General features: G+C 71.2%; 25 protein-coding genes. 11 read left to right on the forward strand and 14 right to left on the reverse strand.

Going from position 1 to position 24,906, the window contains the following annotated elements; translation table 11 throughout:
- Positions 1-61 precede the first annotated feature (61 nt).
- Entirely contained in the window at positions 62-826 is a 765-nt protein-coding gene (locus F4559_RS09895) for a pyridoxamine 5'-phosphate oxidase family protein (RefSeq protein WP_184667793.1), read from the forward strand.
- Positions 827-902: 76 nt separating this feature from the next.
- On the forward strand, positions 903-1,562 hold the full coding sequence (locus tag F4559_RS09900) for a response regulator transcription factor (protein WP_184667794.1): 660 nt from the start codon (positions 903-905) through the stop codon (positions 1,560-1,562).
- Here the strand turns inward: F4559_RS09900 and F4559_RS09905 are convergent.
- A complete protein-coding gene (locus tag F4559_RS09905) occupies positions 1,549-1,902 on the reverse strand; it encodes a peptidase inhibitor family I36 protein (protein ID WP_184667795.1) in 354 nt (117 codons plus the stop codon). The genes F4559_RS09900 and F4559_RS09905 overlap by 14 nt on opposite strands.
- 288 nt (positions 1,903-2,190) lie before the next feature.
- Between F4559_RS09905 and gap the strand changes: the two genes are divergently transcribed.
- The 5 genes from gap to F4559_RS09930 all read left to right on the forward strand — a co-directional run bounded on the left by gap (position 2,191) and on the right by F4559_RS09930 (position 5,877).
- Positions 2,191-3,195 (forward strand): type I glyceraldehyde-3-phosphate dehydrogenase, encoded by a 1,005-nt coding sequence (gap, locus tag F4559_RS09910; RefSeq protein ID WP_184667796.1) that lies wholly within the window; start codon positions 2,191-2,193, stop codon positions 3,193-3,195.
- A 22-nt stretch (positions 3,196-3,217) separates the two neighbouring features.
- Entirely contained in the window at positions 3,218-4,381 is a 1,164-nt protein-coding gene (locus tag F4559_RS09915) for a phosphoglycerate kinase (RefSeq protein WP_184667798.1), read from the forward strand.
- Entirely contained in the window at positions 4,381-5,169 is a 789-nt protein-coding gene (tpiA, locus tag F4559_RS09920) for a triose-phosphate isomerase (protein WP_184667800.1), read from the forward strand. Before F4559_RS09915 ends, tpiA begins: the two co-directional genes overlap by 1 nt.
- Positions 5,170-5,258: 89 nt before the next feature.
- Positions 5,259-5,489, forward strand: a complete 231-nt coding sequence (gene secG, locus F4559_RS09925; RefSeq protein ID WP_184667802.1) for a preprotein translocase subunit SecG — start codon at positions 5,259-5,261, stop codon at positions 5,487-5,489.
- Positions 5,490-5,532: 43 nt separating this feature from the next.
- On the forward strand, positions 5,533-5,877 hold the full coding sequence (locus F4559_RS09930) for an RNA polymerase-binding protein RbpA (RefSeq protein WP_121227993.1): 345 nt from the start codon (positions 5,533-5,535) through the stop codon (positions 5,875-5,877).
- A gap of 129 nt (positions 5,878-6,006) precedes the next feature.
- Here F4559_RS09930 and F4559_RS34860 read toward each other — a convergent pair whose 3' ends face one another.
- The gene (locus F4559_RS34860) at positions 6,007-6,780 is read right to left on the reverse strand and encodes a hypothetical protein (RefSeq protein ID WP_246445125.1); all 774 of its coding nucleotides are present in this window, start codon (positions 6,778-6,780) and stop codon (positions 6,007-6,009) included.
- A 181-nt stretch (positions 6,781-6,961) separates the two neighbouring features.
- On the opposite strand from F4559_RS34860, the gene F4559_RS09940 reads away from it, so the two are divergent.
- Together F4559_RS09940 and F4559_RS09945 are read left to right on the forward strand one after the other, a co-directional pair.
- Positions 6,962-7,852, forward strand: coding sequence for a hypothetical protein (locus F4559_RS09940; RefSeq protein WP_376774711.1), 891 nt, complete (start codon positions 6,962-6,964; stop codon positions 7,850-7,852).
- Entirely contained in the window at positions 7,849-9,519 is a 1,671-nt protein-coding gene (locus F4559_RS09945; RefSeq protein WP_184667806.1) for a serine/threonine-protein kinase, read from the forward strand. The genes F4559_RS09940 and F4559_RS09945 overlap by 4 nt, the downstream gene beginning before the upstream one ends.
- On the opposite strand, the gene F4559_RS09950 is transcribed toward F4559_RS09945, so the two are convergent.
- Entirely contained in the window at positions 9,482-10,741 is a 1,260-nt protein-coding gene (locus F4559_RS09950) for a sensor histidine kinase (protein ID WP_184667808.1), read from the reverse strand. The two genes, F4559_RS09945 and F4559_RS09950, sit on opposite strands and share 38 nt — an antisense overlap.
- Before the next feature lie 355 nt (positions 10,742-11,096).
- On the opposite strand from F4559_RS09950, the gene F4559_RS09955 reads away from it, so the two are divergent.
- Positions 11,097-11,444, forward strand: coding sequence for a VOC family protein (locus tag F4559_RS09955; RefSeq protein ID WP_184667811.1), 348 nt, complete (start codon positions 11,097-11,099; stop codon positions 11,442-11,444).
- A 335-nt stretch (positions 11,445-11,779) separates the two neighbouring features.
- On the opposite strand, the gene F4559_RS09960 is transcribed toward F4559_RS09955, so the two are convergent.
- The 7 genes from F4559_RS09960 to tkt form a co-directional block, all read right to left on the reverse strand.
- On the reverse strand, positions 11,780-12,193 hold the full coding sequence (locus F4559_RS09960; protein WP_184667813.1) for a hypothetical protein: 414 nt from the start codon (positions 12,191-12,193) through the stop codon (positions 11,780-11,782).
- Positions 12,194-12,335: 142 nt separating this feature from the next.
- On the reverse strand, positions 12,336-13,055 hold the full coding sequence (gene pgl, locus F4559_RS09965; RefSeq protein ID WP_184667815.1) for a 6-phosphogluconolactonase: 720 nt from the start codon (positions 13,053-13,055) through the stop codon (positions 12,336-12,338).
- Complete coding sequence (gene opcA / locus F4559_RS09970) at positions 13,052-14,062, reverse strand: glucose-6-phosphate dehydrogenase assembly protein OpcA (protein ID WP_184667817.1); 1,011 nt, start codon at positions 14,060-14,062, stop codon at positions 13,052-13,054. Before opcA ends, pgl begins: the two co-directional genes overlap by 4 nt.
- Positions 14,059-15,600, reverse strand: a complete 1,542-nt coding sequence (zwf, locus tag F4559_RS09975) for a glucose-6-phosphate dehydrogenase (protein WP_184667819.1) — start codon at positions 15,598-15,600, stop codon at positions 14,059-14,061. The genes opcA and zwf overlap by 4 nt, the downstream gene beginning before the upstream one ends.
- Entirely contained in the window at positions 15,597-17,213 is a 1,617-nt protein-coding gene (locus F4559_RS09980; protein ID WP_184667821.1) for a phosphoglucose isomerase-related protein, read from the reverse strand. Before F4559_RS09980 ends, zwf begins: the two co-directional genes overlap by 4 nt.
- A gap of 1 nt (position 17,214) precedes the next feature.
- Positions 17,215-18,327 carry a transaldolase gene (tal, locus tag F4559_RS09985; protein ID WP_184667822.1) on the reverse strand — a complete coding sequence of 371 codons (1,113 nt, stop codon included), beginning with the start codon at positions 18,325-18,327 and terminating at the stop codon, positions 17,215-17,217.
- Between the two features lie 30 nt (positions 18,328-18,357).
- Positions 18,358-20,454 (reverse strand): transketolase, encoded by a 2,097-nt coding sequence (tkt, locus tag F4559_RS09990; RefSeq protein WP_184667824.1) that lies wholly within the window; start codon positions 20,452-20,454, stop codon positions 18,358-18,360.
- 267 nt (positions 20,455-20,721) lie between these two features.
- On the opposite strand from tkt, the gene F4559_RS09995 reads away from it, so the two are divergent.
- Positions 20,722-21,651, forward strand: coding sequence for a heme o synthase (locus F4559_RS09995; protein WP_184667825.1), 930 nt, complete (start codon positions 20,722-20,724; stop codon positions 21,649-21,651).
- 70 nt (positions 21,652-21,721) lie between these two features.
- Here the strand turns inward: F4559_RS09995 and shbA are convergent, their stop codons facing one another.
- From shbA to F4559_RS10015, 4 genes are all read right to left on the reverse strand, one after another.
- Positions 21,722-22,327, reverse strand: coding sequence for an RNA polymerase sigma factor ShbA (shbA, locus tag F4559_RS10000; protein ID WP_184667827.1), 606 nt, complete (start codon positions 22,325-22,327; stop codon positions 21,722-21,724).
- Between the two features lie 178 nt (positions 22,328-22,505).
- Positions 22,506-23,156 carry an HD domain-containing protein gene (locus F4559_RS10005; RefSeq protein WP_184667828.1) on the reverse strand — a complete coding sequence of 217 codons (651 nt, stop codon included), beginning with the start codon at positions 23,154-23,156 and terminating at the stop codon, positions 22,506-22,508.
- A gap of 50 nt (positions 23,157-23,206) precedes the next feature.
- Complete coding sequence (locus F4559_RS10010) at positions 23,207-23,872, reverse strand: hypothetical protein (RefSeq protein ID WP_312865553.1); 666 nt, start codon at positions 23,870-23,872, stop codon at positions 23,207-23,209.
- A gap of 6 nt (positions 23,873-23,878) precedes the next feature.
- Positions 23,879-24,889: a hypothetical protein gene (locus F4559_RS10015; RefSeq protein ID WP_184667830.1), complete on the reverse strand. Its 1,011-nt coding sequence runs from the start codon at positions 24,887-24,889 to the stop codon at positions 23,879-23,881.
- Between the last annotated feature and the right edge of the window lie 17 nt (positions 24,890-24,906).

Below are 24,906 nucleotides of genomic sequence, written 5' to 3' on the forward strand. Positions count from 1 at the left end.
GCGTGGTGGTCCCGGCTCGATGCTCGCGGCGTCGTGACCGACCCACCACACGGGAGCCGCCATGTCCGATCCCTACCGCTACCCGGAAGACGACTGGACCAGGCCGTCGCCGAACCGGTCCGCGTCGTTGGTCGGGTACGACAAGGCTTTGGTGCACTCGATCCTCGACCGGGCGTACGTGGCGAGCGTCGCCTTCATCGCGCCCGGCACCACCGGGCACCCCGGCGACCACGCCGTCGCGCTGCCCAAGCTGTACGGGCGCGACGGCGATTCCCTGTACCTGCACGGCTCGTCCGAGTCGCGGCTGAACGTCCTGGCCCGCGCCGGCGGTCCGGCCGGCTTCCCGGTGTGCGTCACGGTGTTCCACGTCGACGCCCTGGTCATCGGGCGCGGCGCGATCAACCACGGCGTCTCGTACCGGTCCGTCGTGGCCTACGGCCGGGTGTCCGAGGTGACCGACCCCGAGGCCAAGAAGGCCGCGCTCGCGACGATCCTCGACCACGTGGTGCCCGGCTCGTCGCGCACGTCCCGTCCGCCCGACGACACCGAGCTGGGTTTCGTGGCGGTGCTCCGGTTCGACGTCGAGCTGGCGTCCGCGAAGGTCCGGACCGGCGGTCCCGACACCCGGCCCGAGGACTGGCACAGCACGAACTGGGCGGGGATCGTCCCGGTGGGCGAGGTGTACGGCCCGCCGATCTCGGCCGTCGACCTGGCGCCGGGCATCGTCGCGCCCGACCACCTGCACTACCTGACCGAGATCCGCTCGCACGGCAACCTCGGCGTGCTGCCACCGCCGCCGCACCGCAGCAAGACCGGGCGGGGCTGAGAACGGGTCGCCGCTGCGCCATTGGGCGCATTCCATTCCCCCTGGCACGAACTACTCTCGCTGCTCGGGGGGAACGATGGTCGACGTGCTTGTCGTGGCGCGCGACGAGGTGTCGCGCGCCGGGTTCACGACCGTGCTGGGGGCGGCCGGGATCGACGTGGTGGGCTCGACCGGCAGCGGGTTCGAGGCCGTGCTGATCGCGGGGGAGACCCGGCCCGCCGTCGTGCTGCTCGACGATCCCGGCGACATGCCGGTCGAGTTGGTCGTCGCGCGGTCGGCGTCCGGGACGACCCGGGTGCTCGTGCTGTCGGCCGCCGCGTCCGACGAGACGGCCTACCGGCTGTTGCGCGCCGGTGCCTCGGGCCTGCTGCCGCGGTCCGCGCCCGCCGCCGGTGTCGTCGGCGCGGTCCGCGTCGTCGCGGCCGGGGGACTGCTGCTGGGCGAGACCTTCGCGCGGCGGCTCGTCGAGGGCTACACGCCCCGTCCCGTGCCGCGCGAAGATCTCGCCGATCGCCTGTCCCGCCTGACCTGCCGCGAGGTCGAGGTGCTCCGGCTGGTCGGCACGGGCCTGACCAACGCCGTGATCGCCGGCCGGTTGTCGATCAGCGAGGCGACCGTCAAGACCCACCTCAACCGGGCCATGGCCAAGCTCGACAGCACCAGCCGCGCGCAGGCGGTGGTGATCGCCTACGAGTCCGGGCTCGTCGTGCCCGGCCGGCCGATCAGCACTTCTTGAGCGAGCTGTAGGAGTTCACCTCGTTGGTGTTGTACTGGATGCCGGAGAACGAGGTGCCCGCGCCCTGGTCGTTGGCGTAGTTGTAGTTGACGTACAGGCAGAACCGGGACGAGGTGCGGTTCCAGACGCTCTGGGTGCGGTTGTCGAAGTCCTGCTGCCGCAGGTCGGGCGAGCCGATCTGGAACCAGGCCATCGGGCCCTGCCCGTTGTCGTAGTCGAACAGGCAGATGTACCCGGGGTTGCACCGGTCCCAGCCGGTGGCCGCCTGCGCGGGCGTCGCGAGGGCGAACACGGAGGCCGCCGCGGCGACGGTGACGAGTGCGTTCCTGATGAACGACATGGGTTGACGCTCCCCCTTGAGCCGAGTCGTGGTCACTCGCGGTGGACGCTATGCCGCCGTCGGGGCGAAGTCGTCAAACCAGCGTGTTACCCGCGGCTGAACCAGGGCGTTACGAACGGTCGTAGTTACTGAACGGTACGGCTGGATTTTCTTGTTCGATAAAGAGATGCTGGGGGCTCACGTGACCAGCACCGCAACGCTGCGGCTAGGCTGGCCGGTGGCTGCCGGAAGGCAAGCCCGTCCCGCATCCCCTGGCTCACCGCCAGTCGAGTATCGAGGAGACTCACCGTGACGGTTCGCGTAGGTGTCAACGGGTTCGGCCGCATCGGCCGCAACTTCTGGCGTGCCGTTCAGGCCGGCGGCCACGACATCGAGATCGTCGCGTTCAACGACCTCGGTGACGTCAAGACGATGGCGCACCTGCTCAAGTACGACTCGATCCTGGGCCGGCTGCCCGGCGAGGTGAAGGTCAACGACGAGGGCATCGAGGTCGACGGCAAGACCATCAAGGCGCTGGCCGAGCGCGACCCGGGCAAGCTGCCCTGGAAGGACCTCGGCGTCGACGTCGTCGTCGAGTCGACCGGCTTCTTCACCGACGCCACCGTCGCGCGCAAGCACGTCGACGAGGGCGGCGCGAAGAAGGTCATCATCTCGGCGCCCGCCAAGAACGAGGACCTGACGGTCGTGCTGGGCGCCAACCACGAGCAGTACGACGGCTCGCAGACCGTGATCTCGAACGCCTCCTGCACCACCAACTGCCTGGCTCCGCTGGCGAAGGTGCTGCACGACTCGTTCACGATCGAGCAGGGTCTGATGACCACGATCCACGCCTACACCCAGGACCAGAACCTCCAGGACGCGCCGCACAGCGACCTGCGTCGCGCGCGTGCCGCCGCGCTGAACATCGTGCCCACCGGCACGGGTGCCGCGAAGGCGATCGGCCTGGTCCTGCCGGAGCTGCGGGGCAAGCTCGACGGCTACGCCCTGCGCGTGCCGGTCCCGACCGGCTCGGCCACCGACCTGACCGTGACCCTCGGTCGCGAGGTGACCCTCGCCGAGATCAACGCCGCCTACCAGGCCGCCGCCGAGGGCCCGCTCAAGGGCATCCTGCGCTACAACGAGGACCCGATCGTGTCGGCGGACATCGTCACCGACCCGGCGTCCTGCATCTACGACGCGCCGCTGACCAAGGTCATCGGCCGCCAGGTCAAGGTCGTCGGCTGGTACGACAACGAGTGGGGCTACTCCAACCGCCTCGCCGACCTGGTCGACCTGGTCGCGTCGAAGCTCTGACGGCGCAAGGGAAAACACGTCAGTGAAGACTCTCAGCGACCTGCTCGCCGAGGGTGTCTCGGGTCGGCGCGTCCTCGTGCGCGCCGACCTGAACGTCCCCCTCGACGGCGACAAGATCACCGACGACGGCCGCGTCCGCGCGTCGGTGCCGACCCTCAAGGCGCTGGCCGACGCGGGTGCCCGCGTCCTGGTCGCCGCGCACCTGGGCCGCCCCCGGGGCGAGCCCGACCCCGCGTTCTCCCTCGCACCCGTCGCGGTGCGGCTCGGTGAACTGCTCGACCGCGAGGTCGTGCTCGGTACCGAGACCGCCGGCGACGGCTCCGTGGTGCTGTTGGAGAACATCCGCTTCGACGCCCGCGAGACGAGCAAGGACGCCGCCGAGCGCGAGGCGCTGGCGGACGAGTTGGCGGCCAAGGCGGACGCGTTCGTGTCCGACGGCTTCGGCGTCGTGCACCGCAAGCAGGCTTCGGTCTACGACGTGGCCAAGAAGCTCCCGCACTACGCGGGCGGTCTCGTGCTCGCCGAGGTCGAGGTGCTGCGCAAGCTCACCGACGACCTCGGGCGGCCCTACGTCGTCGTGCTCGGCGGTGCGAAGGTGTCCGACAAGCTCGGCGTCATCGCGAACCTGCTGACCAAGGTCGACCGGCTGCTCATCGGCGGCGGCATGGCCTACACGTTCCTCAAGGCCCAGGGCCACGAGGTCGGCGGCTCGCTGCTGCAGGCCGACCAGCTCGACACCGTGCGCGGCTTCCTCGCGGAGGCCGACAAGCGCGGCGTCGAACTCGTGCTGCCGGTCGACGTGCTCGCGGCCACCGGCTTCGCGGCCGACGCCGAGCACGACGTCGTGAAGACCGACGCGATCCCGGCCGACCGCATGGGCCTGGACATCGGCCCGGCGACGCGCGAGCTGTTCGCGTCGAAGCTGGCCGACGCCAAGACCGTGTTCTGGAACGGCCCGATGGGCGTGTTCGAGTTCGAGGCGTTCGCCGGCGGTACGCGTGCCGTCGCGCAGGCGCTCGTCGACAGCGGCGCGTTCACCGTGGTCGGCGGCGGCGACTCGGCCGCGGCCGTGCGCCTGCTCGGCCTGCCCGAGGACGGCTTCTCGCACATCTCCACCGGTGGTGGGGCATCCCTGGAGTTCCTCGAAGGCAAGGAACTCCCCGGCGTCTCGGTCCTGGAGTCCTGATGGCCTCGCGCCAGCCGCTCATCGCGGGCAACTGGAAGATGAACCTCAACCACCTGGAAGCGATCGCGCTCGTGCAGCGCATCGCCTTCTCCCTGCCGGAGAAGTACTACGCCAAGGTGGAGGTGGCGGTCCTGCCGCCGTTCGTCGACATCAGGTCGATCCAGACCCTGGTCGACGGCGACAAGCTGCTGCTCAAGTACGGCGCCCAGGACGTCTCACCGCACGACTCGGGCGCCTACACCGGCGACGTGTCCGGGCCGATGCTGGCCAAGCTGGGCTGCTCGTACGTGACGGTCGGCCACTCCGAGCGTCGCGAGTACCACCACGAGGACGACGCGGTCGTCAACGCCAAGGTCAAGACGGCGCTCAAGCACGGCGTGACGCCGATCTTCTGCCTGGGCGAGAAGGTGGACGTCCGCGAGGCCGGCGGGCACGTCGCGTTCTGCACGGACCAGCTGGTGGCGGGCCTGGCCGGGCTCACCGCCGAGCAGGTGCGGAACGTCGTCGTGGCCTACGAGCCGGTGTGGGCCATCGGCACCGGCAAGGTCGCCTCGTCGGCGGACGCGCAGGAGGTGTGCGCGGCGCTGCGGGCGAAGCTGGCCGAGCTGTACGGCGAGGACACGGCCGCGGTCGTGCGCGTGTTGTACGGCGGTTCGGTCAAGTCCGGCAGCATCGGCGAACTGATCGCGCAGAAGGACGTGGACGGCGCTCTCGTCGGCGGCGCGAGCCTCGACGCGGACGAGTTCACCAAGCTGTGCGCGCTCGCGGCCGGCGGCCCTCTACCCTGATGTGTTGAGACACCCCGCACACCACGTGGTCCACGGTCGGGAGCCGACCGGGTACTCTGTGGCGTCACCTGCCTGACAGCGAGGATGAAATGATCCTGTTCCTACAGATCCTGTTGATCGTCTCCAGCTTGCTGCTGATCCTGCTGGTGCTGCTGCACCGCGGTCGGGGCGGCGGTCTTTCCTCGCTGTTCGGCGGCGGCATGCAGTCGAGCTTGTCCGGGTCCAGCGTGGTGGAGAAGAACCTCGACCGGTTGACGCTCTTCGTGGGCGCGGTCTGGCTGATCGCCATCTTGGGGATCGGGCTGATGCTCAAGCTCTGATCCGGTAGTGCTGGCAATCCACGTGGTGGGGGTGTGAGGGTCGATGGCTGGTGGTAACGCGATTCGCGGTACCCGCGTCGGCGCAGGCCCGATGGGCGAATCGGAGCGCGGAGAATCCGCGCCCCGACGTCGGGTGTCGTACTGGTGTGCCAACGGACACGAATCGCGTCCGTCGTTCGCGGTCGAAGCGGAGATCCCGGAGAACTGGGACTGTCCCCGGTGCGGCCTGCCGGCCGGCCGTGACGAGCAGGCCCCGCCTGCTCCTCCGCGGAACGAGCCCTACAAGACGCACCTGGCGTACGTGAAGGAACGACGCTCCGACGCGGACGGCGAGGCGATCCTCGAAGAGGCTCTGACCAAACTGCGCAAGCAGCGCGAAGAGCCGTAATACCGCGCAGACACCAGGCCCCCGCGGACCCGTTCCGCGGGGGCCTACCCATGCCCGCCCTCCGCGAGTGCACATTTCGCGGTGTCTGAACGCACAACTCGCGGTGTCCGAACGTATAACTCGCGCCTCTCAGCGCGTGAACTGCCGCCGGATCAACAACGCCCCCGCCAACACGAAGAAGACCAGCACCACCAACGTCGAAGTGGTCCCGCTGGTCGAACTCGTGAGAGCCACATCCACCGCCCCCACCAGCACGATTCCGCAATCCGCCCGGATGACCTGACGCCCCGGCTCCAACGACGCGAACTCCACCCGGGTGCTGAACCGCCCCGCCGTATCCGCCTTCGTCGACCCCACACTCTCCCCGGACGAACTCAACTTCACGAACGCACCGGGCTCGCACCCGGTCCCCGCCGCGGTCAACGGGTCGCCGGGCTGGATGTTGTCCTTGTCCAACGTCAACGCCCCGTCCCCCTCGAACGGCAACGTCGTGGTCGGACCGACGGACGACGTCCCCGAAGGCGTCTCGGGAGCGGTCGTGGTCGAAGTACCGGTAGTGGTCGTGGTCGTGGACCCGGTCGTGGTGGTCGAACCGGGGACGGTCGTGGGCACCCGCGGGGGAGTGGTGGTGGTCGTGGTCGGCGGCACTCTGGGCGTGGTGGTCGTCGGCGGCGCCACGATCACGACGGTGAACGTCGCGCTCGACGTCACCTTGCAGCCCGGGTTGAACACCGACACGGTGTGCGCGCCCAGCGACGAACCCGACGGCACCTTCAGGGACGACGACCCGCTCGTCGTGCCCGGCACGATGTCGACCACCGAGCCGTCCCACAGGATCTGGGTCGCCCACCGCTCGCACAGCGACGGGAAACCACTCCAGGAAGCGACGAATCCGCTACCCACCGTGCCCGACCGAGGATTCGTCGACACGGACGGCGGTACCTGCGCGGATACCGGTGCAGCCACAAGAGCGGTAACGCCATAGGCGACGACACCGAGTAGAGCTAGTGTTCCTGCCGATCGCATGCCGACTCCCGGACTGTCCGCGTCCCCGAACTTCGAGGTGCCCTCTGTGAGACGCATTATGGGTGGGGTGGGTTTGCTCCTGTTCTGCGGGATCTTCCTGGGAACAGCCCCCGCTCAGGCCGTCACCGGAGCCGTGACGGCCAACGCCACCGTGGACGGCCGGCCGGTGGGCGAGGACACGCTGCTCCTCGACCCCGCGAAGACCGCGAAGATCTCCGTGACCGTCCACAATGGAACATCGGACGCGCTGCACGTCAAGACCATCCGCCTCGCCGGCACCGCGTTGGCGCTCACGTTCTTCGCCTACGACACCGCGTTGCCCTTCGACGTCCCCGCCGGGCAGAGCGTCACCCGGTCGTTCGTGCTCGACCTCGCCGACCTCGACGGCCAGGCCACCGGCCTGCTGCCCACCGAACTGAGCCTGCTCGACGGCGAACGCGACGCGATCGCCGTCATCGACACCACGGGCGACGTGCGCGGATCGGCATGGTCGGTCTACGGGATCTTCGGCCTGTCCGTGCTGGCACTGACCCTGCTCGCGTGGGCGGGCGCGCTGTTCGCCCTGGCCCGGCGTCGGTTGCCGGCGAACCGGTGGCAGCGCGCGACGCGGTTCCTGCCCGCCGGGATCGGCACCGGCCTGGTGGCCGTGATCTCGCTCTCGGTGCTGCGGGTGATCGCGCCGTCGCCCGCCGCCGAGATCCCGTTCATCCTCGGCGCCGCGGCCGTCGCGCTCGCGCTCGGCTACCTCACGCCGCACCCGGACGACCCGGCGCCGGAAACCGAACCGGAGCCCGGATCGACGACCCGGACGACGGTGTCCACCACCACGACAGCCACCACCCCGGCGACCACCCCGGCCACCGCGACGCTCCGCACCACGACCGCGAACGTCGACCCCGAGGCCACGGTGCGCCTGACCCGCCCGATGCCGCCCGGTGGTGCGGCATGACCACCCCGACGCCGAACGTCGCCGCCGCGCTGCCGCACTACGACCTCGGTCCGCAGATCGGCCGAGGCGGGATGGGCGTCGTGTACTCGGCCGTGCACCGTCCGCTCAACCGGCCGGTCGCGATCAAGCGGCTGCCCGGCGTGCTCGCCGAGGACGAGCGGATGAGCGCCCGGTTCGAGCACGAGGCCCGGCTGCTGGCCCGGCTCGACCACCCGCACATCGTGCCGGTCTACGACTACGTGCGCGATCGCGGCGAACACCTGCTGGTGATGGAGAAGCTCGACGGCGGCACGGTGTGGTCGCGGTTCACCGCCGAGGGCTTCACGCCCGCGCGGTCGTGCGCGCTGGTACTGGCGATGCTCTCCGGTCTGCACGCCGCGCACGGCGCGGGCGTCCTGCACCTGGACATCAAGCCGAAGAACCTGCTCTTCACGGCCCAAGGCGTGCTCAAGGTCGCGGACTTCGGCATCTCCCAGGTGGTCAGCGAAGGCGCGACCCTGGTCACGCACGCCGGCCAGGTGCTGGGTACGCCCGCCTACCTGTCGCCCGAGCAGGCGCTGGGCAACCCGCTCACGCCCGCCGCCGACGTCTACGGCGCGGGCACCGTGCTGTACGAGCTGCTCAGCGGGCGCCTGCCGTTCGACAGCGGCGGCGGCGCGCTGGCCATGATCCAACGTCACGTGCACCAGGACCCGCGCCCGCTCGGCGAGGTGCCCGAGCCGCTCGCGTCCGTGGTGATGCGTGCGATCCAGCGCGAACCCCGGCACCGCTACCGCAACGCCGAGACGTTCGCGATCGACCTCGCGGGCGCGGCGGCGGCCGTGTTCGGCCGCGAGTGGCTGGTGCGCGCGGGCGTGCCGGTGCACCTGACGCCGCAGGTCGCCGCCGCGAGTTCACGTCCGGCACCCGACCCGGCCGAACGTCGCGACACGCTCGACGTGCCGGTGCGCGCCACGATCGTCGAGCAGGTGCCGCCGGTGGTGCGGTTCGGCCAGGAGACCCTGGTGCCCGCGCACGAACTGCTGGAGACCCGCCCCGCGCGGTGGTTCGCGCTGGCCGCCGCGTTGCTCGCGGTGCTGCTGGTCGTGCTGCCGTTCGCCCTGCCCGACCGCGAGCTGCCGCCGCTGTCGGCCGACCTCGGCCGACCCGTGCCCGTGATGGTCCCGGCGGACACGACTACCGCGCGGTTGGACGTCCGACTGGCCGGGTTCCAGGTGGCCGAGGCGGCCGGCACGATCGAGAACGGCGCGGCCGTGTTCGAGCTGCCGGGCGCGGCCCGGTGGATCGTCGGCGGCGCGGTGGACGCCGAGGTCACCACGAACACGGGCGGCAAGTCGTACTCGCTGCGCCCGACCCCGAACCCGATGATCAGCATCATGGGTGTCGGCAGCGCGGTCCTGCTGCTGTTCACGGTGGCGTACCTGGAGTCGCTGCTCAGGTCGGTGCGCCGGCGTCGGGCGGGCACGGCGGCGATCGTCGCGTCGGCACCGCTGGGGTTCGGGCTCGGCGTGGCCGTGCTGTTCCTGCCCTCGGTGCTGATGCGCCACGAGCCCCAGCTGACGCCCGCGTTGGCCTGCGGTGTGCTGGGCGCGGGCGCGGCCGTCTGCCTGACGATCGCCACCCGGCGGCTCAGCTCCCGTGTGCGGCGCAGCCCAGCGGGAACGTGACACGCACGGAGAAGCCGCCGTCTTCGCTGGGACCGGCCTCGAACACGCCGTTGAGCAGCGCGGCCCGTTCACGCAGGCCGACCAGGCCGTGGCCGCCGCCGGGCAGTCGCCGGCGGTCCGGGTGCGCGGACGGTTCGTTGTGGACCTCCACCCGCAGCTCCTCGCCGACCGCGGCGATGCGCACCGACGTGGCCGCGCCGTCGGCGTGCTTGCGGACGTTGGTCAGTGCTTCCTGCACGGTTCGGTAGACCGCACCGGAGACCGGCGCGGGCAGCGAGTCCACCTCGACGGCCAGGCGGACCGGGAACCCGGCGCCCGCGACGAGCTGGGGCAGGTCTTCGATCCGGGGCTGCGGCGAGTCGTCGCCGTTGGTCGTGCGCAGGACGCTGACGAGCTGGCGCAGCTCCTCCAACGTCCGCGTGCTCAGGGTGCGGATGGTGCCCGCGACCTGTTTCGCGTTCGGGTCGGCCGCCGCCATCCGGAGGGCGCCCGCCTGCATGGCGATGAGGCTGACCTGGTGCGACACCACGTCGTGCATCTCACGGGCCAGTCGGGCGCGTTCGTCCGCACGGACGGCGTGCGCGTGCAGCATGCGCTCGCGCTCCCGGCTCTCGGCGAGTTCCGCGATGCGCGCGGAGAGCTGTTCGCGGGCGTGCGCCAGGAGGCCGATCGCGATCGGCATGCCGGCCACGATGCAGCCGTAGATCGCGTCGTGCACGTGGGTGCGCCAGTCGAGCTTGAGGAACTCGTCCACCGGCCACAGGAAGAACCGGGACATCCAGACCATGGCCGCGCCGACGTAGGTCGGTGTGGTCAGCAGTTTGCGGCGGGCCAGCGTGCCCAACGCGATCATGGCCGCCAACTGCGCCCACCCGGCGAAGAAGCCCGGGAACGTGACCAGCACGACCAGGAACGGGAACCGGCGGCGGAAGGCGACCGCGGCCACCGCGATGATCGACAGAACCCACTGGTAAGGCTGGGATTCCGGGACCACGCGTAGTGAGACGTCCAGCGCGGCGACCACCACCGCGGCCACGTCGAAGATCCATTGGCGGCGTCGGGTGAATGTCAGGCCCCGGGCAGCACTGGTCGCCCGCTGCGCGGGGACGTCCGTGTACCCGGCGCCGGGCAGCATCTCGACAGCGTCGCCGGTCAGGGTCCGACCTCCCGCTTCAGCCATCCGCCGGTTGTCACCGTACTGCGCCGCCGTGACGCTTGGCATGACCCGTCCTCCGTGCCGACCTGCCCACCCTCACCCAACGAGACGTGCCGGTTACGCGAACGGGACGCTCGGGGGCGGACAAAGTTGCGACTGCGAACGCTTATCCGGCTTCCGTACGGATGACAGACGGCTTTGTTCGGGGTACAGGGGTGGTTGGGCGTCGGCGGTCGGGATGTGCCGCTTGTCGTCGGGTCGGGTCTCTGGCGTGCCCAGCGGTCGCTCTCCGCCGGGCAGGCGGCCGGGGCAGGTGGCGGGGGTCGGGTGGCGTGCGGCCGGTGCGTGCGCCTCGGGTCCGTGGTGGTCGTGTCCGGTGAACCTTCCTCGGGGTGGTGTGGTCGGGCACTAGCCTGGGATGGTGGGACTCGATCTGTTCGCGGGGCTGCCTGTCGGCGATTACGCCGGGGCGCTGGACTGGTACGGGAAGCTGTTCGGCGGGCCTCCTTCCTTTGTCGTTTCCGACACCGAAGCGGTGTGGGAGTTGGCCGACCATCGGTCCGTCTACGTCGAGCACCTGCCCGGGCGGGCCGGGGGTGCGATGGTGACGCTCTTCGTCGACGACCTTGACGAGAGGGTCACGGCGGCGTCGGCACGCGGGGTCGAGCCGTCCTCGCGCGAGACCTACGCCAACGGGGTCCGGAAGGTCGTCTACGTCGATCCCGACGGCAACGAGATCGGATTCGGCGGGGCACCGGTCGCGGTCTAGGCAGGTCTGTGTCTCCGTCGGTCGTCGGTCGTCGGTCGTCGGTCGCTCGTAGGCCGGTGGCCGGTCACCGGTGGAGGTCGGCGGAGTCGGCCGGTGGCCCGGATCGATGGTCAGGATCGGTCGGGTCCGGCGGGCGGGACCTGCGGATCGTCGTTGCCGGACTTCATGAAGTCCGACCGGCAGTCCGGACAGCACACCCCCACCCCGACTCGTCGAGCCGCGGCCATCGCGTTCTCAAGCGCGTTCCGGCTCCGCGTACCTTCGACCGGCCGTGTCGAAGGTCGTGGAATCCGTTGTGCCGCACCGGATCGGGTGTCGGGTGTCCGGTTCCGTGGTCAGTCGCCTGAGGCACCCCAGAAGCGCAGGGACGTCGGGGTGCCCGCCTCGTCGTACAGGACCGCGCACCGGCCCTGCCAGCGGGTGGTCGCCAAGTCGTCCAGGAGTGCGGCGAACTCCACCGTCGGTCTGGAGTGGCCCAGGTGGGCCTCGACCTCCTCGGGCGTCACCACCGAGACCGTGAACGACTTCGGTTTCTCGTTCGGTGGTTGTACGCGGAACATGTCGAGGATCGAGTGGGTGCCGCACTCGTGCTCGATGTCGTCCGCCCACACCTCGGCGATCGTCGCGGGGCGGGGGCCGCCGCACCAGTGGAACCGGCCCGAGGCGAACACCTCGGCCTTCAAACGGTCCAGTGCCGCGTCGAAGTCGCCCTCGTAGGGCACCACGTACTGCCAGATCGTCGCCGCCATCGTCCGCTCCTCCCGGGGAAAGCCGTCGGGGGAGACGCTAGACATCGGGTCCGACAGTTCCGGCACGGGAATGGGGCGGGGGCTCGAGGAATCCGAGGTTCGCTCGAACGGGTGGTGGGCGTCGGCGGACGCCCACCACCGGTCAGAGATCGGCTGCCGCCGCGGTGTCCAGCAGCCACAGGGTGCGGCCGGTGCCGGTCGCGCCCGCCGCCGGGATGTCCACTTCGGACGCTCCGGCGAGGGCGGCGGCCACCGCCTCGGCCTTGGCCTCGCCCGTCGTCATCAACCACACCTCGCGCGCACGCCGGATGGCGGGCAACGTCAGGCTCACGCGGGTAGGCGGCGGTTTCGGGCAGTCGCGCACCGCGACCGCGGTCCGCTCCCGTTCGAGGACGGCCGGGGACGACGGGAACAACGACGCCGTGTGCCCCTCCTCGCCGACGCCCAGCAGGAACACGTCGAACTCCGGCATCGGGTCCAGCACGGCCGCGTACGCCGCCGCCGCCGCGTCCGGGTCGTCCCCGAACCGCCCGTCGGACGGCTCGACCGCGTGCACCCGCGACACCGGCACGTGGTCCAGGAACGCCGCCCGGGCCTGGGTCTCGTTGCGGTCCGGGTGACCGGCCGGCAGGAACCGCTCGTCCCCCCAGTACACGTCCACCCGCGACCAGTCGACCGCGTCCCGCGCCGACGCCCCCCGCAGCCGCTCCAGCACCGCGGTGCCGGTGCGCCCGCCGGTCAGCACCAGCGACGCCACGCCACGCACCCGCTGCGCGTCGACCAACGCCGTGATCAACCGCGCGGCCACGGCGGCGGCCAGCAGGTCGCCGTCGCGGTGCACCAGCACCTCGGGCCGGCTCACGTCCCCGCCTTCGCCTTCGCGCCGCGCTTCGCGACCACGGGCTCCTCCACCGGCTTGGGCTTGCGCGCGGCGGGCTTCACCGGCGCCCGACCGCGCACCACCTTGCCCAACGCGCGCAACGCCGTCTCGTACACCTCGTCCGGGTCGAGCCGGCGCAGCTCCTCGGCCAGGCAGTCCCGGGTCGACCGGCGCTGCAACGCCACCCGCCGCTCCGGCTGGCCGGGCTGCACCAGCGTGCCCACGCGGGCGTCCGGCCTGGTCAGGCTGACCGTCCCGGACCGCCGCTCCAGTTTCACGCTCACGATGCCCTCGCCGCCGGCAGCCCGTTGCCGCTTCACCGGCACCTTCAGGTACGCGGCCAGCCACGCGGCCAGCAGGTCGGTCGACGGCGAGTCGCCCTCGCCGCCGACCTCGGCGTCGGTGACCTTGTCGTAGGGCGGCAGGTCGAACGCGGACGCGAGCATCGCCCGCCACAACGTCAACCGGGTCCACGCCAGGTCCGTGTCGCCCGGCGTGTACGACGCCTTGCGCTGCTCCAACGCCTTGATCGGGTTCTTCTCGGCCGCCGCGTCGGTGATCCGCCGCTGCGCGAGCTGCCCGATCGGGTCCTGTGCGGGCACGGCCGGCGCCTCGTTCGGCCACCACGCCACGACCGGGATGTCCGGCAGCAGCAACGGGACCACGCACGACGCGCCCTCGTTGGCCAGCTCCCCGTACAGCCGCAGCACGATCACCTCGGACGCGCCCGCGTCGCCGCCGACCCGGATCTGGGCGTCGAGCCGGGGCGCGGCCTTGCGCGCGCCCCGGGCCACCACGATCACGCGGCACGGGTGCTCACGGCTCGCGTCGTTCGCCGCGTCCACGGCGTCCTCGGTCTTGGCACCGTCGTCGGTCACGATCACCAGCGTCAGCACGCGGCCCAGCGTGACCGCGCCGCCCTCCTCGCGCAGCTGCACGAGTTTGCTGTTGACCTGCGACGTGGTGGTCGAGGGCAGGTCGATGATCACGGACGCCTCCAGTGCCTGCCGGTGCGGGCCATCATCTGGTCCGCGGACGCCGGTCCCCAGGTACCCGCCTTGTACTTCTCCGGCGTGCCCCCGGCCGCCCAGTGCTTCAACACCGGGTCCAGGATCTCCCAGGACAGCTCGACCTCGTCGTTCTTCGGGAACAGCGAGGGCTCGCCGAGCAGCACGTCGAGCAGCAGCCGCTCGTACGCCTCGGGCGAGGACTCGGTGAACGCGTGCCCGTAGCCGAAGTCCATCGTGACGTCGCGGACCTCCATCGTGGTGCCGGGCACCTTGGAGCCGAACCGCATCGTCACGCCCTCGTCCGGCTGCACCCGGATGACCAGGGCGTTCTGCCCCAGTTCCTCGGTGGCGGTGTCGTCGAAGGGCAGGTGCGGCGCCCGCTTGAACACGACCGCCACCTCGGTCACGCGCCGGCCCAGGCGCTTGCCCGTGCGCAGGTAGAACGGCACGCCCGCCCACCGGCGCGTGTGCACCTCGGCGGTGATCGCGGCGTAGGTCTCGGTGGTCGAGTCCTTGGCGAACCCGCCCTCCTCGACCAGTCCGGGCACCTTCTGCCCGCCCTGCCAGCCGCCCGTGTACTGGCCACGCGCGGTGGTCTCGCCGAGCGGCGCGACGGGCCGGGTCGCGGACAGCACCTTGACCTTCTCCGTGCGCAGGTCGCTGGGCCGGAACGAGACCGGCTCCTCCATGGCGACCAGCGCGAGGAGCTGGAGCAGGTGGTTCTGGATCACGTCGCGGGCCGCGCCGATGCCGTCGTAGTAGCCCGCGCGACCACCCAGGCCGATGTCCTCGGCCATGGTGATCTGCACGTGGTCGACGTAGTTGGCGTTCCAGATGGGTTCGTAGAGCTGGTTGGCGAACCGCAGCGCCAGGATGTTCTGCACCGTCTCCTTGCCGAGGTAGTGGTCGATGCGAAACACCGACTCCTCGGGGAAGACGTCGTTGACGGTCTTGTTCAACCGCTTGGCACTGGTCAGGTCGTGCCCGAACGGCTTCTCGATGACGACCCGGCGCCACTGGTTCGGGTCGTCGCCGGGCGGGGTGGCCAGGCCGCAGCGCTTGAGCTGGTTCACCACGGTGGTGAACGCGTTCGGCGGCACGGACAGGTAGAACGCGTGGTTGCCGCCCGTGCCGCGTTCCCGGTCCAGGTCCTCGATCGTCGAGGCGAGCGAGTCGAACGCCGCGTCGTCGTCGAACGTGCCCTGCACGAACCGGATGCCCTCGGCCAGCCGGTCCCACACGCCCTGCCGGAACGGCGTGCGCGCGTGCTCCTTCACGGCCTCGTGCACGACCTGCATGAAGTCCTGGTCGGCCCAGTCCCGCCGGGCGAAGCCGACGAGCGCGAAGCCCGGCGGCAGCAGACCCCGGTTGGCCAGGTCGTAGATCGCGGGCATGAGCTTCTTGCGGGACAGGTCGCCGGTGACGCCGAAGATCACCAGACCGCACGGTCCGGCGATGCGCGGCAGCCGCTTGTCCCGGGGGTCGCGCAACGGGTTGCGCTTGGTGGGCGTGCTCACGAGCCGTCCTCCTGGATCGCCTCGACCAGCTGGGCCAGGCCCGCGACCCGGTCGGTCAGGTGCAGGCGCAGCACCGGACGGCCGTGCCCGGCCAGGACCTGGCCGTCGCCCAACGCCTGCGCGAGCTGGAGCGTGCCCAGGTCGTAGGGCCGGTCCGGCACGTCGACCGTGCTCTCCGAGGCGCCGGTGAGCTGGAGGAACACGCCGTTGCGGTGCCCGCCCTTGTGGTACTGGCCGGTCGAGTGCAGGAACCGCGGTCCCCAGCCGAAGGTGGTCTGGAGGTGCGCCCGCCGGGCCAGTTCCGGGCGGACGAGCGCGAACGACGCGTCGTCGATCCGGTCCAGGTACGCCTGCACGGACAGGTAGCCGTGGTCGGGCGCGGCGGCGACGAGCGCCTTCAACGCCTCGGCCACGGTCTTGACGTCGCCGGGCAGCCAGCCCTCGCTCGGGTACGCCTCGATCGGACCGTCCACGAACGCGGGCGCGGCCGGCGTCGACGCGGGCGCGTCGAGCAGCGACCGGGCGGCCTTCTTCGCGGCCTCCACGTCGGGCTGGTCGAACGGGTTGATGCCCAGGCCGCGCCCGGCCAGCGCGGTCGCGTACTCCCACACCAGGAACTGCGCGCCCAGCGGCCCCTCGACGGCGATCGAGGAGGACCCGGTCGCCGGTCCGATGGCGACCGTGGTGGCGTCCGAGCGGGCGTCGACGAAGCCGGGCGCGCCCGGTCCCTCGACGACGACGGGCAGCAGGCCGGTGCCGTGCTTGCCGGTCGACTCGGCGATCAGCTGCTCGACCCAGTCGCCGAACCCCTTGATGCCCGAGCCGGTGTCGGCGAACACGATCTTCTCCGCGCCGTGCGCGTGCGCCACGACGAACTGCGCGGCGAGCACCACGGCGGGGTTGTCGGGCGAGTCCGCGGCGACCAGGGGCGCCACGGCGGCGGCCTCGTCGAGCAGCCGCCCGATGTCGGCACCGGCGAGGCCCGAGGGCACGAGTCCGAACGCGGTGAGCGCCGAGTACCGGCCGCCCACGTTCGGGTCGGCCGGGAACACGGCGCGGTAGCCGGCCTCCTCGGCCTGCGCGGCCAACGGGGAGCCGGGGTCGGTGACGACGACGATGCGGGAACGCGCGTCGATCCCGGCGTCCGCGAAGGCCTTCTCGAAGATCCGGCGGTGGCTGTCGGTCTCGACCGTGCCGCCGGACTTGGACGAGACCACGAGCACGGTCCGGTCGAGGTCGCCCGCGAGCGCGTCGGCGACCTGCCCGGGGTCGGTCGTGTCGAGCACGACGAGCGGGACGCCCGCCGTGCCGGTGATCACCTCGGGGGCGAGCGACGAGCCGCCCATGCCCGCGAGGACGACCCGGTCGACGCCCGCGTCGAGCAGTTCCGCCCGCAGGGCCGCGATCCGCGCGACCAGGGGGCGGGACGTCTCGTGCAGGGTCGTCCAGGACAGTCGGATGGCCGCCTCGGACTCGGCGTCGGGACCCCAGAGCGTGGGGTCGCCGGCGGAAAGCCTGCTGGGGACCGACTCCCGGAGCAGGTCGGACACGACGGTCGCGACCTGCTCCCGGTTCGGCGTGCGGACGATCTCCACGGAGATCGGCTCGGTCATGTCAGCCTTTCGCCTGGTTCAGCTGCCCGGTCACCGTGTCGAGCAGTTCCGCCCAGGACTTCTCGAACTTGTCGACGCCTTCGGTCTCCAGCACGGCGAACACGTCGTCGAGGTCGATGCCGATCCCCGCCAGTCGGTCGAAGATCGCCTGTGCCTCGCCGGCGCGGCCGGTCACGGTGTCACCGGAGATGGTGCCGTGATCGGCGACCGCGTGCAGCGTCTTCTCCGGGACCGTGTTGACCGTGTCGGCCACGACGAGCTGGTCCACGTACCGGGTGTCCGAGTACGCGGGGTCCTTCACGCCGGTCGACGCCCACAGCGGGCGCTGCGCCCGGGCGCCGGCGGCGACCAGCGCGTCCCAGCGCGGACCCGCGAACGCCTCCTGGTAGGCGGCGTAGGCGAGCACGGCGTTGGCGATGGCCGCCTTGCCGCGCAGCTCCTTGGCCTCGGCCGTGTCCAGCGCGTCCAGGCGCTTGTCGATCTCGGTGTCCACCCGGGACACGAAGAACGACGCGACCGAGTGCAGGCCGCGCAGGTCGTGGCCGTTGGCCTTGGCCTGCTCCAGGCCGGCGACGAACGCCTCGATCACGTCGCGGTAGCGCTCGACGGAGAAGATCAGCGTCACGTTCACGCTGACGCCCTCGGCGAGCACCCGGGTGATCGCGGGCAGGCCCTCGACCGTGGCCGGGATCTTGACCAGCAGGTTGGGCCGGTCGACGGTCTTGGCCAGGTCGAGTGCCTCGGCGACGGTCGCGTCCGTGTCGTGGGCCAGGCGCGGGTCCACCTCGATGGACACGCGGCCGTCCACGCCTTCGGTGCGGGTGTGCACGTCGCGGAACAGGTCGCACGCGTTGCGCACGTCGGTCGTGGTGACCTCGCGGACCACGGCGTCGACGTCCGCGCCGCGCGCGGCCAGCTCGCGGACCTGCTCGTCGTAGGCCGTGCCCTTGGACAGGGCGCCGGCGAAGATGGTCGGGTTGGTGGTGACGCCGACGACGTGCTTGTCGGCGACCAGCTCGGCCAGGTTGCCGGTGGTCAACCGGTCCCGGGACAGGTCGTCGAGCCAGATGGACACACCGGCGGCGCTGAGGTCGGCCAGCGGGTTGGTGCTCATGTCGTCATCTCCCCTGTGGTGGCTGCGGGTTCAGCCCTTGGCGAGCGACCGGCGGGCCGCCGCGACGACGTTCTCGGTCGTGAAGCCGAACTCCCGGAACAGCGTCTGGTAGTCGGCGGACGCGCCGAAGTGCTCGATCGACACGATCTCGCCGCGGTCGCCCGCGAAGCGGTGCCACGACTGGGCGATGCCGGCCTCGACGACCACGCGGGCGGTCGCCGACGGGGGCAGCACCTCGTCGCGGTAGGACTGGTCCTGCGCGTCGAACCACTCGACGCTGGGCAGCGAGACCAGCCGCGTGGGCACGCCCTCGGCCTCCAGGACCTCGCGCGCCTCGGCGGCGATCTGGAGCTCGGAGCCGGTCGCGATCAGGACCAGCTCGGGCGTGCCGTTGGACGCGTCGGCCAGCACGTAGCCGCCGCGCGCGACGCCCTCGGCCGCCTTCTCCTTCGTGCCCGCGAGCACCGGCAGGTTCTGCCGGCTCAACGCCAGACCCACGGGACCGTCGGCCTGCGCGATCGTGGCACGCCACGCGGCGGCCGTCTCGTTCGCGTCGCCGGGGCGGATCACGGTCAGACCGGGGATGGCGCGCAGCGCGGCCAGGTGCTCGATCGGCTGGTGCGTCGGGCCGTCCTCGCCCAGGCCGATGGAGTCGTGCGTCCACACGTAGGTCACGCGCGACTTCATCAGCGCGGCCAGGCGCACGGCCGGGCGCATGTAGTCGGAGAACACCAGGAACGTGCCGCCGTACGGCCGGGTCGGGCCGTGCAGCGCGATGCCGTTGAGGATCGAGCCCATGGCGTGCTCGCGGACGCCGAAGTGCAGCGTGCGGCCGTACGGGTGGGCCTTCCACGCGTTCGTGGAGATGCTCTCCGGACCGAACGAGTCCGAGCCCTTGATCGTGGTCAGGTTGCTCTCCGCGAGGTCGGCCGAGCCGCCCCACAGCTCCGGCAGCACCGGGCCGAGCGCGGTCAGCACCTCACCGGACGCCTTGCGGGTCGGCACGCCCTTGGCGTCGGGCTCCCACGACGGCAGCGCGTCGGTCCAGCCCTCGGGCAGACCGCCGGTGTACAGGCGCTCGAACAGCGCCTTGCGCTCCGGGTTGGCCGCGGCCCACGCGTCGAACGAGCCCTGCCACTCGGTCTTGGCGGCCTCGCCGCGCTTGACGACCTCACGGGCGTGCGCGAGGACCTCGTCGGAGACCTCGAAGGTCCGCTCCGGGTCGAAGCCGAGGATCCGCTTGACCTCGGCGACCTCGTCGGCGCCCAACGCCGCACCGTGCGCCGCGCCGGTGTTCTGCTTGTTCGGCGCCGGGTAGCCGATGATCGTGCGCAGCAGCACCAGCGACGGGCGCGCGGTCTCGGCCTTGGCCGCCAGCAGCGCGTCGAGGATGCCCTTGACGTTCTCGCCGCCCTCGACGACCTGGACGTGCCAGCCGTACGCCTCGTAGCGCTTGGCCGTGTCCTCGGACAACGCGATCGCGGTGTCGTCCTCGATGGAGATCTTGTTGTCGTCGTAGATCACCGTCAGGTTGCCCAGCTGCTGGGTGCCCGCGATCGAGGACGCCTCGGACGTGACGCCCTCCTCGATGTCGCCGTCGGAGGCGATCACGAAGATGTCGTGGTCGAACGGGCTGGCGCCGGGCGCGGCGTCCGGGTCGAACAGGCCGCGTTCACGCCGGGCGGCCATCGCCATGCCCACGGCGGACGCGAGGCCCTGGCCCAGCGGACCGGTGGTGATCTCCACGCCGGCCGTGTGCCTGTGCTCGGGGTGGCCGGGCGTCTTCGAACCCCAGGTGCGCAGTGCCTTGAGGTCGTCGAGTTCCAGGCCGTAGCCGGACAGGAACAACTGGACGTAGAGCGTGAGGCTCGAGTGGCCGGCGCTGAGCACGAACCGGTCGCGCCCGATCCAGTCGGGGTCCGCCGGGTCGTGCCGCAGGACGCGCTGGAACAACGTGTAGGCCAGCGGCGCGAGGCTCATCGCCGTGCCGGGGTGGCCGTTGCCGACTTTCTGCACCGCGTCGGCGGCGAGCACCCGGGCGGTGTCGACCGCACGCGTGTCGAGTGCCGACCAGTCGTCGGGAAGGTGGGCCTCGGTCAACCGGGAAACGTCATCGGTGACGGACACGGACTTCCAGCTCCAAACTCACGTAGGCGGCGTTGCCCGAGGGTTTCTCCAACAAATCCCGTCAGGCCCGGTCCGGGGTTTCACTCGTCCGCCGGCCAGCCTAGTCGGACCGCCCGACCCTCGTGCCATTCCGCGCTTGTGTGGACAGGCACAGGCGGATAGGGGTGGGTTACCCGGTGAGTTCGCGGCATACCCGAACGGGCTGTCGTCCGAACGCGCGGTTACGATCTGCGCATCCCCGACCTGGCCAGAAGGAGCGCTGACGCGATGAGTGCCGTCACCGAGGCCCCGGCGCGTACGCCCCGACAGGTCGTCGGCGCGTACGTCGCGCTGACCAAGCCCCGGGTGATCGAGCTGCTGCTGATCACCACCATCCCGGCGATGCTGCTGGCCGCGCGCGGCCTGCCGCCGCTGTGGCTGATCGCGTGCACGCTCGCCGGCGGCACGCTCGCGGCGGGCTCGGCCAACGCGCTCAACTGCTACGTGGACGCCGACATCGACTCGGTGATGAAGCGCACCGGCGCGCGCCCGCTGGCCAAGAACGCCATCCCGCCGCGCAACGCGCTGATCTTCGGCATCGTGCTGGGCCTGGTCTCGTTCGCGTTCCTGTGGCTGACCACGAACCTGATGTCCGCGGTGTTCGCCGTGGCCACGATCCTGTTCTACATCTTCGTCTACACGCTCGTGCTCAAGCGCCGGACCTCGCAGAACATCATCTGGGGCGGCATGGCCGGCTGCATGCCGGTGATCATCGGCTGGTCGGCGGTGACCGGCACGGTCGGCTGGCCCGCACTGGTGATGTTCGGCGTGATCTTCTTCTGGACCCCGCCGCACACGTGGGCGCTGGCGATGAAGTTCAAGGAGGACTACGCGCGGGCGGGCGTGCCGATGCTGCCGGTCGTGGCGACGGCGCAGCAGGTGACCCGGCAGATCGTCATCTACTCGTGGATCACCGTGGTGTGCACGCTGCTGCTGGCGCCGGTCACCTCGTGGATCTACGTGGCCGTGGCGGCGGTGTCGGGCGTGTGGTTCGCGGTGGTCGCGCACCGGCTGCACAACGTGGTCCGCAAGGGCGGGACGACGAACACGATGCCGTTCTTCCACCTGTCGAACCTGTACCTGATGCTCGTGTTCTGCGGACTCGCGGTCGACGCGGTCGTGGGACTGCCGGCCCTGGGGCTGCCATTCCTGTCGTGATTTCCGCCGGAAAGTGATTTCCGGCACCGGGGCGCCGCGTTATCGCGTGGCGCCCCGTCGCATTCCCGGGTCACGTTCCGACCAATGCGCTCCGGTCGCCGGCGAGCGCGGCGCGCAGCTTCGTCAACGCGCGGTGCTGTGCCACCCGGACGGCACCGGGCGTCGAGTCCACCGCCGCCGCGGTCTCCTCGGCGGACAGGCCGACGACCACCCGCAGCACCAGCACCTCGCGCTGCTTCGCGGGCAGCACGGCCAGCAGCCGGTTCATGTCGTCGGACAGCTCGCCGCGCAACGCGAGCTGTTCGGGACCGGCGTCGGTGCCCGCGGCGTCGGGCAGCTCGGCGACCGGCTCGGCCCGGTTGCGGGCGGCCGAGCGGTGCGCGTCGGCGACCTTGTGCGCGGCGATGCCGTAGACGAACGCGAGGAACGGGCGGCCTTGATCGCGGTAGCCGGGCAGCGCCCGGAGCAGCGCGAGGCACACCTCCTGCGCGACGTCGTCGCAGGCCTGGGCGTTGCCGCCGAGCCGGCCCCGGCAGTAGCGCATCACGACGGGGCGTATCCAGGCGAGCACGCGCTCGATCGCGCGGCGGTCGCCCCCGACCGCCGCCGCGATCCCGCGGTCGTCCACCGGAGCGGACTCCCGTAAACCGCTGGACCTGTCCTCGCGGAACCCCATCCCGCCACCTCCCGCATCGCCGCCCGTGCGGCTTCGCCCCTGCCTTGACGGAGTGACGCGCGAGATCCACAGCTCTTACGCGGGCATTCGGGGCAACTTGGGTGGGCAAAAGGAGCAATCTCGCGATTTCGCGTTTCAGCGCGGGGCACTTCTGGCGATGTGACGTGGAATCTTCGCGTCAGCCGACGGCCGACAGCAGTTCGGCCACCTCCGGGTCCTCCAGCGACTCGACGATGCACTGCCACAGCTCCAGGTTCGCCGTGGCCCACCGGGCGTAGGTCGCCGCCGCCTCCGGGTCGTAGAAGTAGTAGCCCTCGTCGTGCTTGCCGCGCTGCTCGCCGACGATCTTGTGCGCCAGCTCGCGCAGCGTGATGCCGTTCTCCGCCAGGTACTTGGGCGCGAGCACCACCGGCGTGACCGGCAGTGCCTTGAAGAGCGTGTCCGCGTCGGACAGCGCCTGCGCCTCCAACGAGATGTCGCGGTGCCGCGTGCGCATCTCGGCCTCCTCCACCACGCGGTCCACGCGGTGGGCGACGAGGTCGGCCACGCCCGCGTCCGCCAGGATGGACAGCCGCAGCGCGCGGCCGTCCACCGGCAGCGAGTTGCGCCGCACCATGTAGTTGACGTCGTGCACCAGGGCGGCGACCTCGACCAGCGCCACGTCCGCGCCGTTGCGCCGGGCGAAGTGCACCGCCTTGTCGCGCACGAAGCTCACGTGGTGCCACCCGTGGAACTGGAGCCGTGCCGCGAGGCTGTGGCACAACCGCCACACCCGCGTCTCGACGTCCTTGATCGACTGTGCCGGGACCGTGCCCGTGCCGATGACCATCGGAACCCTCCCGTGTCGGGTCGGCCGATGGTAAGGCGGGCGGGGTGCGGTCAGAGGCTGTTCGTCAGGACCCCCAGGCGTGACTCCACGGGCACGTGCCGGTGGCTGAGCCGCGTGTCGGGGTCGTAGGACAGGCTCCACGGCGTCACCGCGCGCGATTTGACCAGGAACGTCATCGTGCCGTCGCAGGCGCGCGGGATGCGGTGGAACTGGTGGGCCAGCACGGTCCCGGTGGCACCCTCGCGGGGCTCGTCGCGGCGCAGCAGTGCGGTGGACAGGATCGACCCGCCGTCCGGGCCGAGCCGGGCGTCGAAGCGTTCGTGCAGGTAGGAGCCGGACAGCAGGACCGTGCAGAAGTGGTAGCGGTGGTTGTGCACGGAGTCGGCGTAGCCCTGGCGCCAGTCGGACCGCGGCTTGTACTCGTGCAGCCAGAACGTGAACGGCTCGCCCGGCTCGTCGCGCAGGCACCACGCGAAGTGGGTCGTCGTCTCCCGCGACCGTGCCACGAGCCGGCGCGCGTCGTCGGAGGACAGCCCGCCCAGGTGCGCGCGCAGCCGCTCGCGCAGCCCCGGCCGGTCGGTCCACTCGCGGAACCCCCGCGCGACGTGGTCCCAGTTCCCCGGTGCGGCGATTCCGGGAACCGTCACGGTCGCGGCGAGATCCGTCAGGGCGGTGGACGCGGTGGACTCGAAGGGCGCGGTGGACTCGAAGGGCACGGTCTATCAGCTCCCCAGTTGGGCGGACGCGGAGAATTCCCGGCGGAACGCGTGGAACTTCTCCTGGAGTTCGGCGAAACCGCGGTCGGTCAACGCGGTCCCGGTGACGAGGCGGAATCGGTCCAGGAATTCCTCGCGGCCCGTCGACGGGGTGATCACGAGATGTCGTCCCGCCTTGGAATTGCTGATCCGGAGGAATTCGGCGCGTTCCATGCCGTACAGGAACGAGCCCTCGGTGAACCGCAGCGTGCGCGGGTAGAGGCGGACCACGCCCGCGTTGGTGTTGCTGTAGAGCGCGAGCCAGGCGCTGTCGTCGAACAGTTCCAGCCGGTCCAGCGGCGGGTCGGGGACGATCGTCACGTCGATCCGCGCGCAGCGGCTGCGGGCCAGGTACAGGCCGACCAGCCCGACCGTGATCTGCTCGCGCAACCGGGCGACGATCGTGTCGTAGTCGCCGTCGGCGCCCTCGTGGCGCAGCAGGTAGCGGGCCCGGCCGCTGATGGCATCGTTGTCGGTCGGATCGGCGAGCACCGCGCGCAGCTCGCACTCCGACTGCGCGAGCATCACCCGGCACGCCGCGTACCGGCCGGCGAAGCCGCGGAACCCGTACAGCCGGGTGCGTTCCAGGTCCTGCATCATGAGCTGGTTGAACGCCGGGTCGGGCCTGGTCGTGGGCTCGAACACGTGGCTGGGGAAGAACTCCCGGTCCAGCGCCCGGTACTCGGCGGCCAGGTCGCGCAACGCCTTGCGGCTCTCCTCGACGACCGGCGTGACCAACGCGCGTTGCGCGGCCGAACTCGTGATCAAGGTCTGGCCGAACCCGACCACGGCGGAGATCAGCGTGCCGGTGGCCAGCGATCCGAGGAATGTCCGCACCGGCCCGGGATCCATTCCACTCGACACGGCCATGCACGTCGCGGAGGTCACCACGAGAACGAGCAGCAGCAGGCCGGTCCTGGTCCAGAACAATTCCCGTAACAGGTTGGCGCGGACGCCGTCCGCGGACACGGGCGTCACCTCCTCGGCGGCCCCGC

Origin of the sequence: Saccharothrix violaceirubra (genome assembly GCF_014203755.1) — a bacterium.
In the GTDB taxonomy this organism is placed as follows: Bacteria; Actinomycetota; Actinomycetes; order Mycobacteriales; family Pseudonocardiaceae; genus Actinosynnema; species Actinosynnema violaceirubrum.

Excerpts from the sequence above, each read along its gene's own strand:
- F4559_RS09950 (WP_184667808.1), bottom strand. The coding sequence starts at position 10,741 with ATGCCAAGCGTCACGGCGGCGCAGTACGGTGACAACCGGCGGATGGCT.
- F4559_RS09960 (WP_184667813.1), bottom strand. The coding sequence starts at position 12,193 with ATGGCGGCGACGATCTGGCAGTACGTGGTGCCCTACGAGGGCGACTTC.
- F4559_RS10005 (WP_184667828.1), bottom strand. The coding sequence starts at position 23,156 with ATGGTCATCGGCACGGGCACGGTCCCGGCACAGTCGATCAAGGACGTC.
- F4559_RS09930 (WP_121227993.1), top strand. The coding sequence starts at position 5,533 with ATGGCTGGTGGTAACGCGATTCGCGGTACCCGCGTCGGCGCAGGCCCG.
- tal (WP_184667822.1), bottom strand. The coding sequence starts at position 18,327 with ATGAGCACCAACCCGCTGGCCGACCTCAGCGCCGCCGGTGTGTCCATC.
- secG (WP_184667802.1), top strand. The coding sequence starts at position 5,259 with ATGATCCTGTTCCTACAGATCCTGTTGATCGTCTCCAGCTTGCTGCTG.
- F4559_RS09905 (WP_184667795.1), bottom strand. The coding sequence starts at position 1,902 with ATGTCGTTCATCAGGAACGCACTCGTCACCGTCGCCGCGGCGGCCTCC.
- F4559_RS09945 (WP_184667806.1), top strand. The coding sequence starts at position 7,849 with ATGACCACCCCGACGCCGAACGTCGCCGCCGCGCTGCCGCACTACGAC.
- tpiA (WP_184667800.1), top strand. The coding sequence starts at position 4,381 with ATGGCCTCGCGCCAGCCGCTCATCGCGGGCAACTGGAAGATGAACCTC.
- F4559_RS09940 (WP_376774711.1), top strand. The coding sequence starts at position 6,962 with ATGGGTGGGGTGGGTTTGCTCCTGTTCTGCGGGATCTTCCTGGGAACA.
- F4559_RS09980 (WP_184667821.1), bottom strand. The coding sequence starts at position 17,213 with ATGACCGAGCCGATCTCCGTGGAGATCGTCCGCACGCCGAACCGGGAG.
- F4559_RS09895 (WP_184667793.1), top strand. The coding sequence starts at position 62 with ATGTCCGATCCCTACCGCTACCCGGAAGACGACTGGACCAGGCCGTCG.
- F4559_RS09900 (WP_184667794.1), top strand. The coding sequence starts at position 903 with ATGGTCGACGTGCTTGTCGTGGCGCGCGACGAGGTGTCGCGCGCCGGG.
- F4559_RS09995 (WP_184667825.1), top strand. The coding sequence starts at position 20,722 with ATGAGTGCCGTCACCGAGGCCCCGGCGCGTACGCCCCGACAGGTCGTC.
- shbA (WP_184667827.1), bottom strand. The coding sequence starts at position 22,327 with ATGGGGTTCCGCGAGGACAGGTCCAGCGGTTTACGGGAGTCCGCTCCG.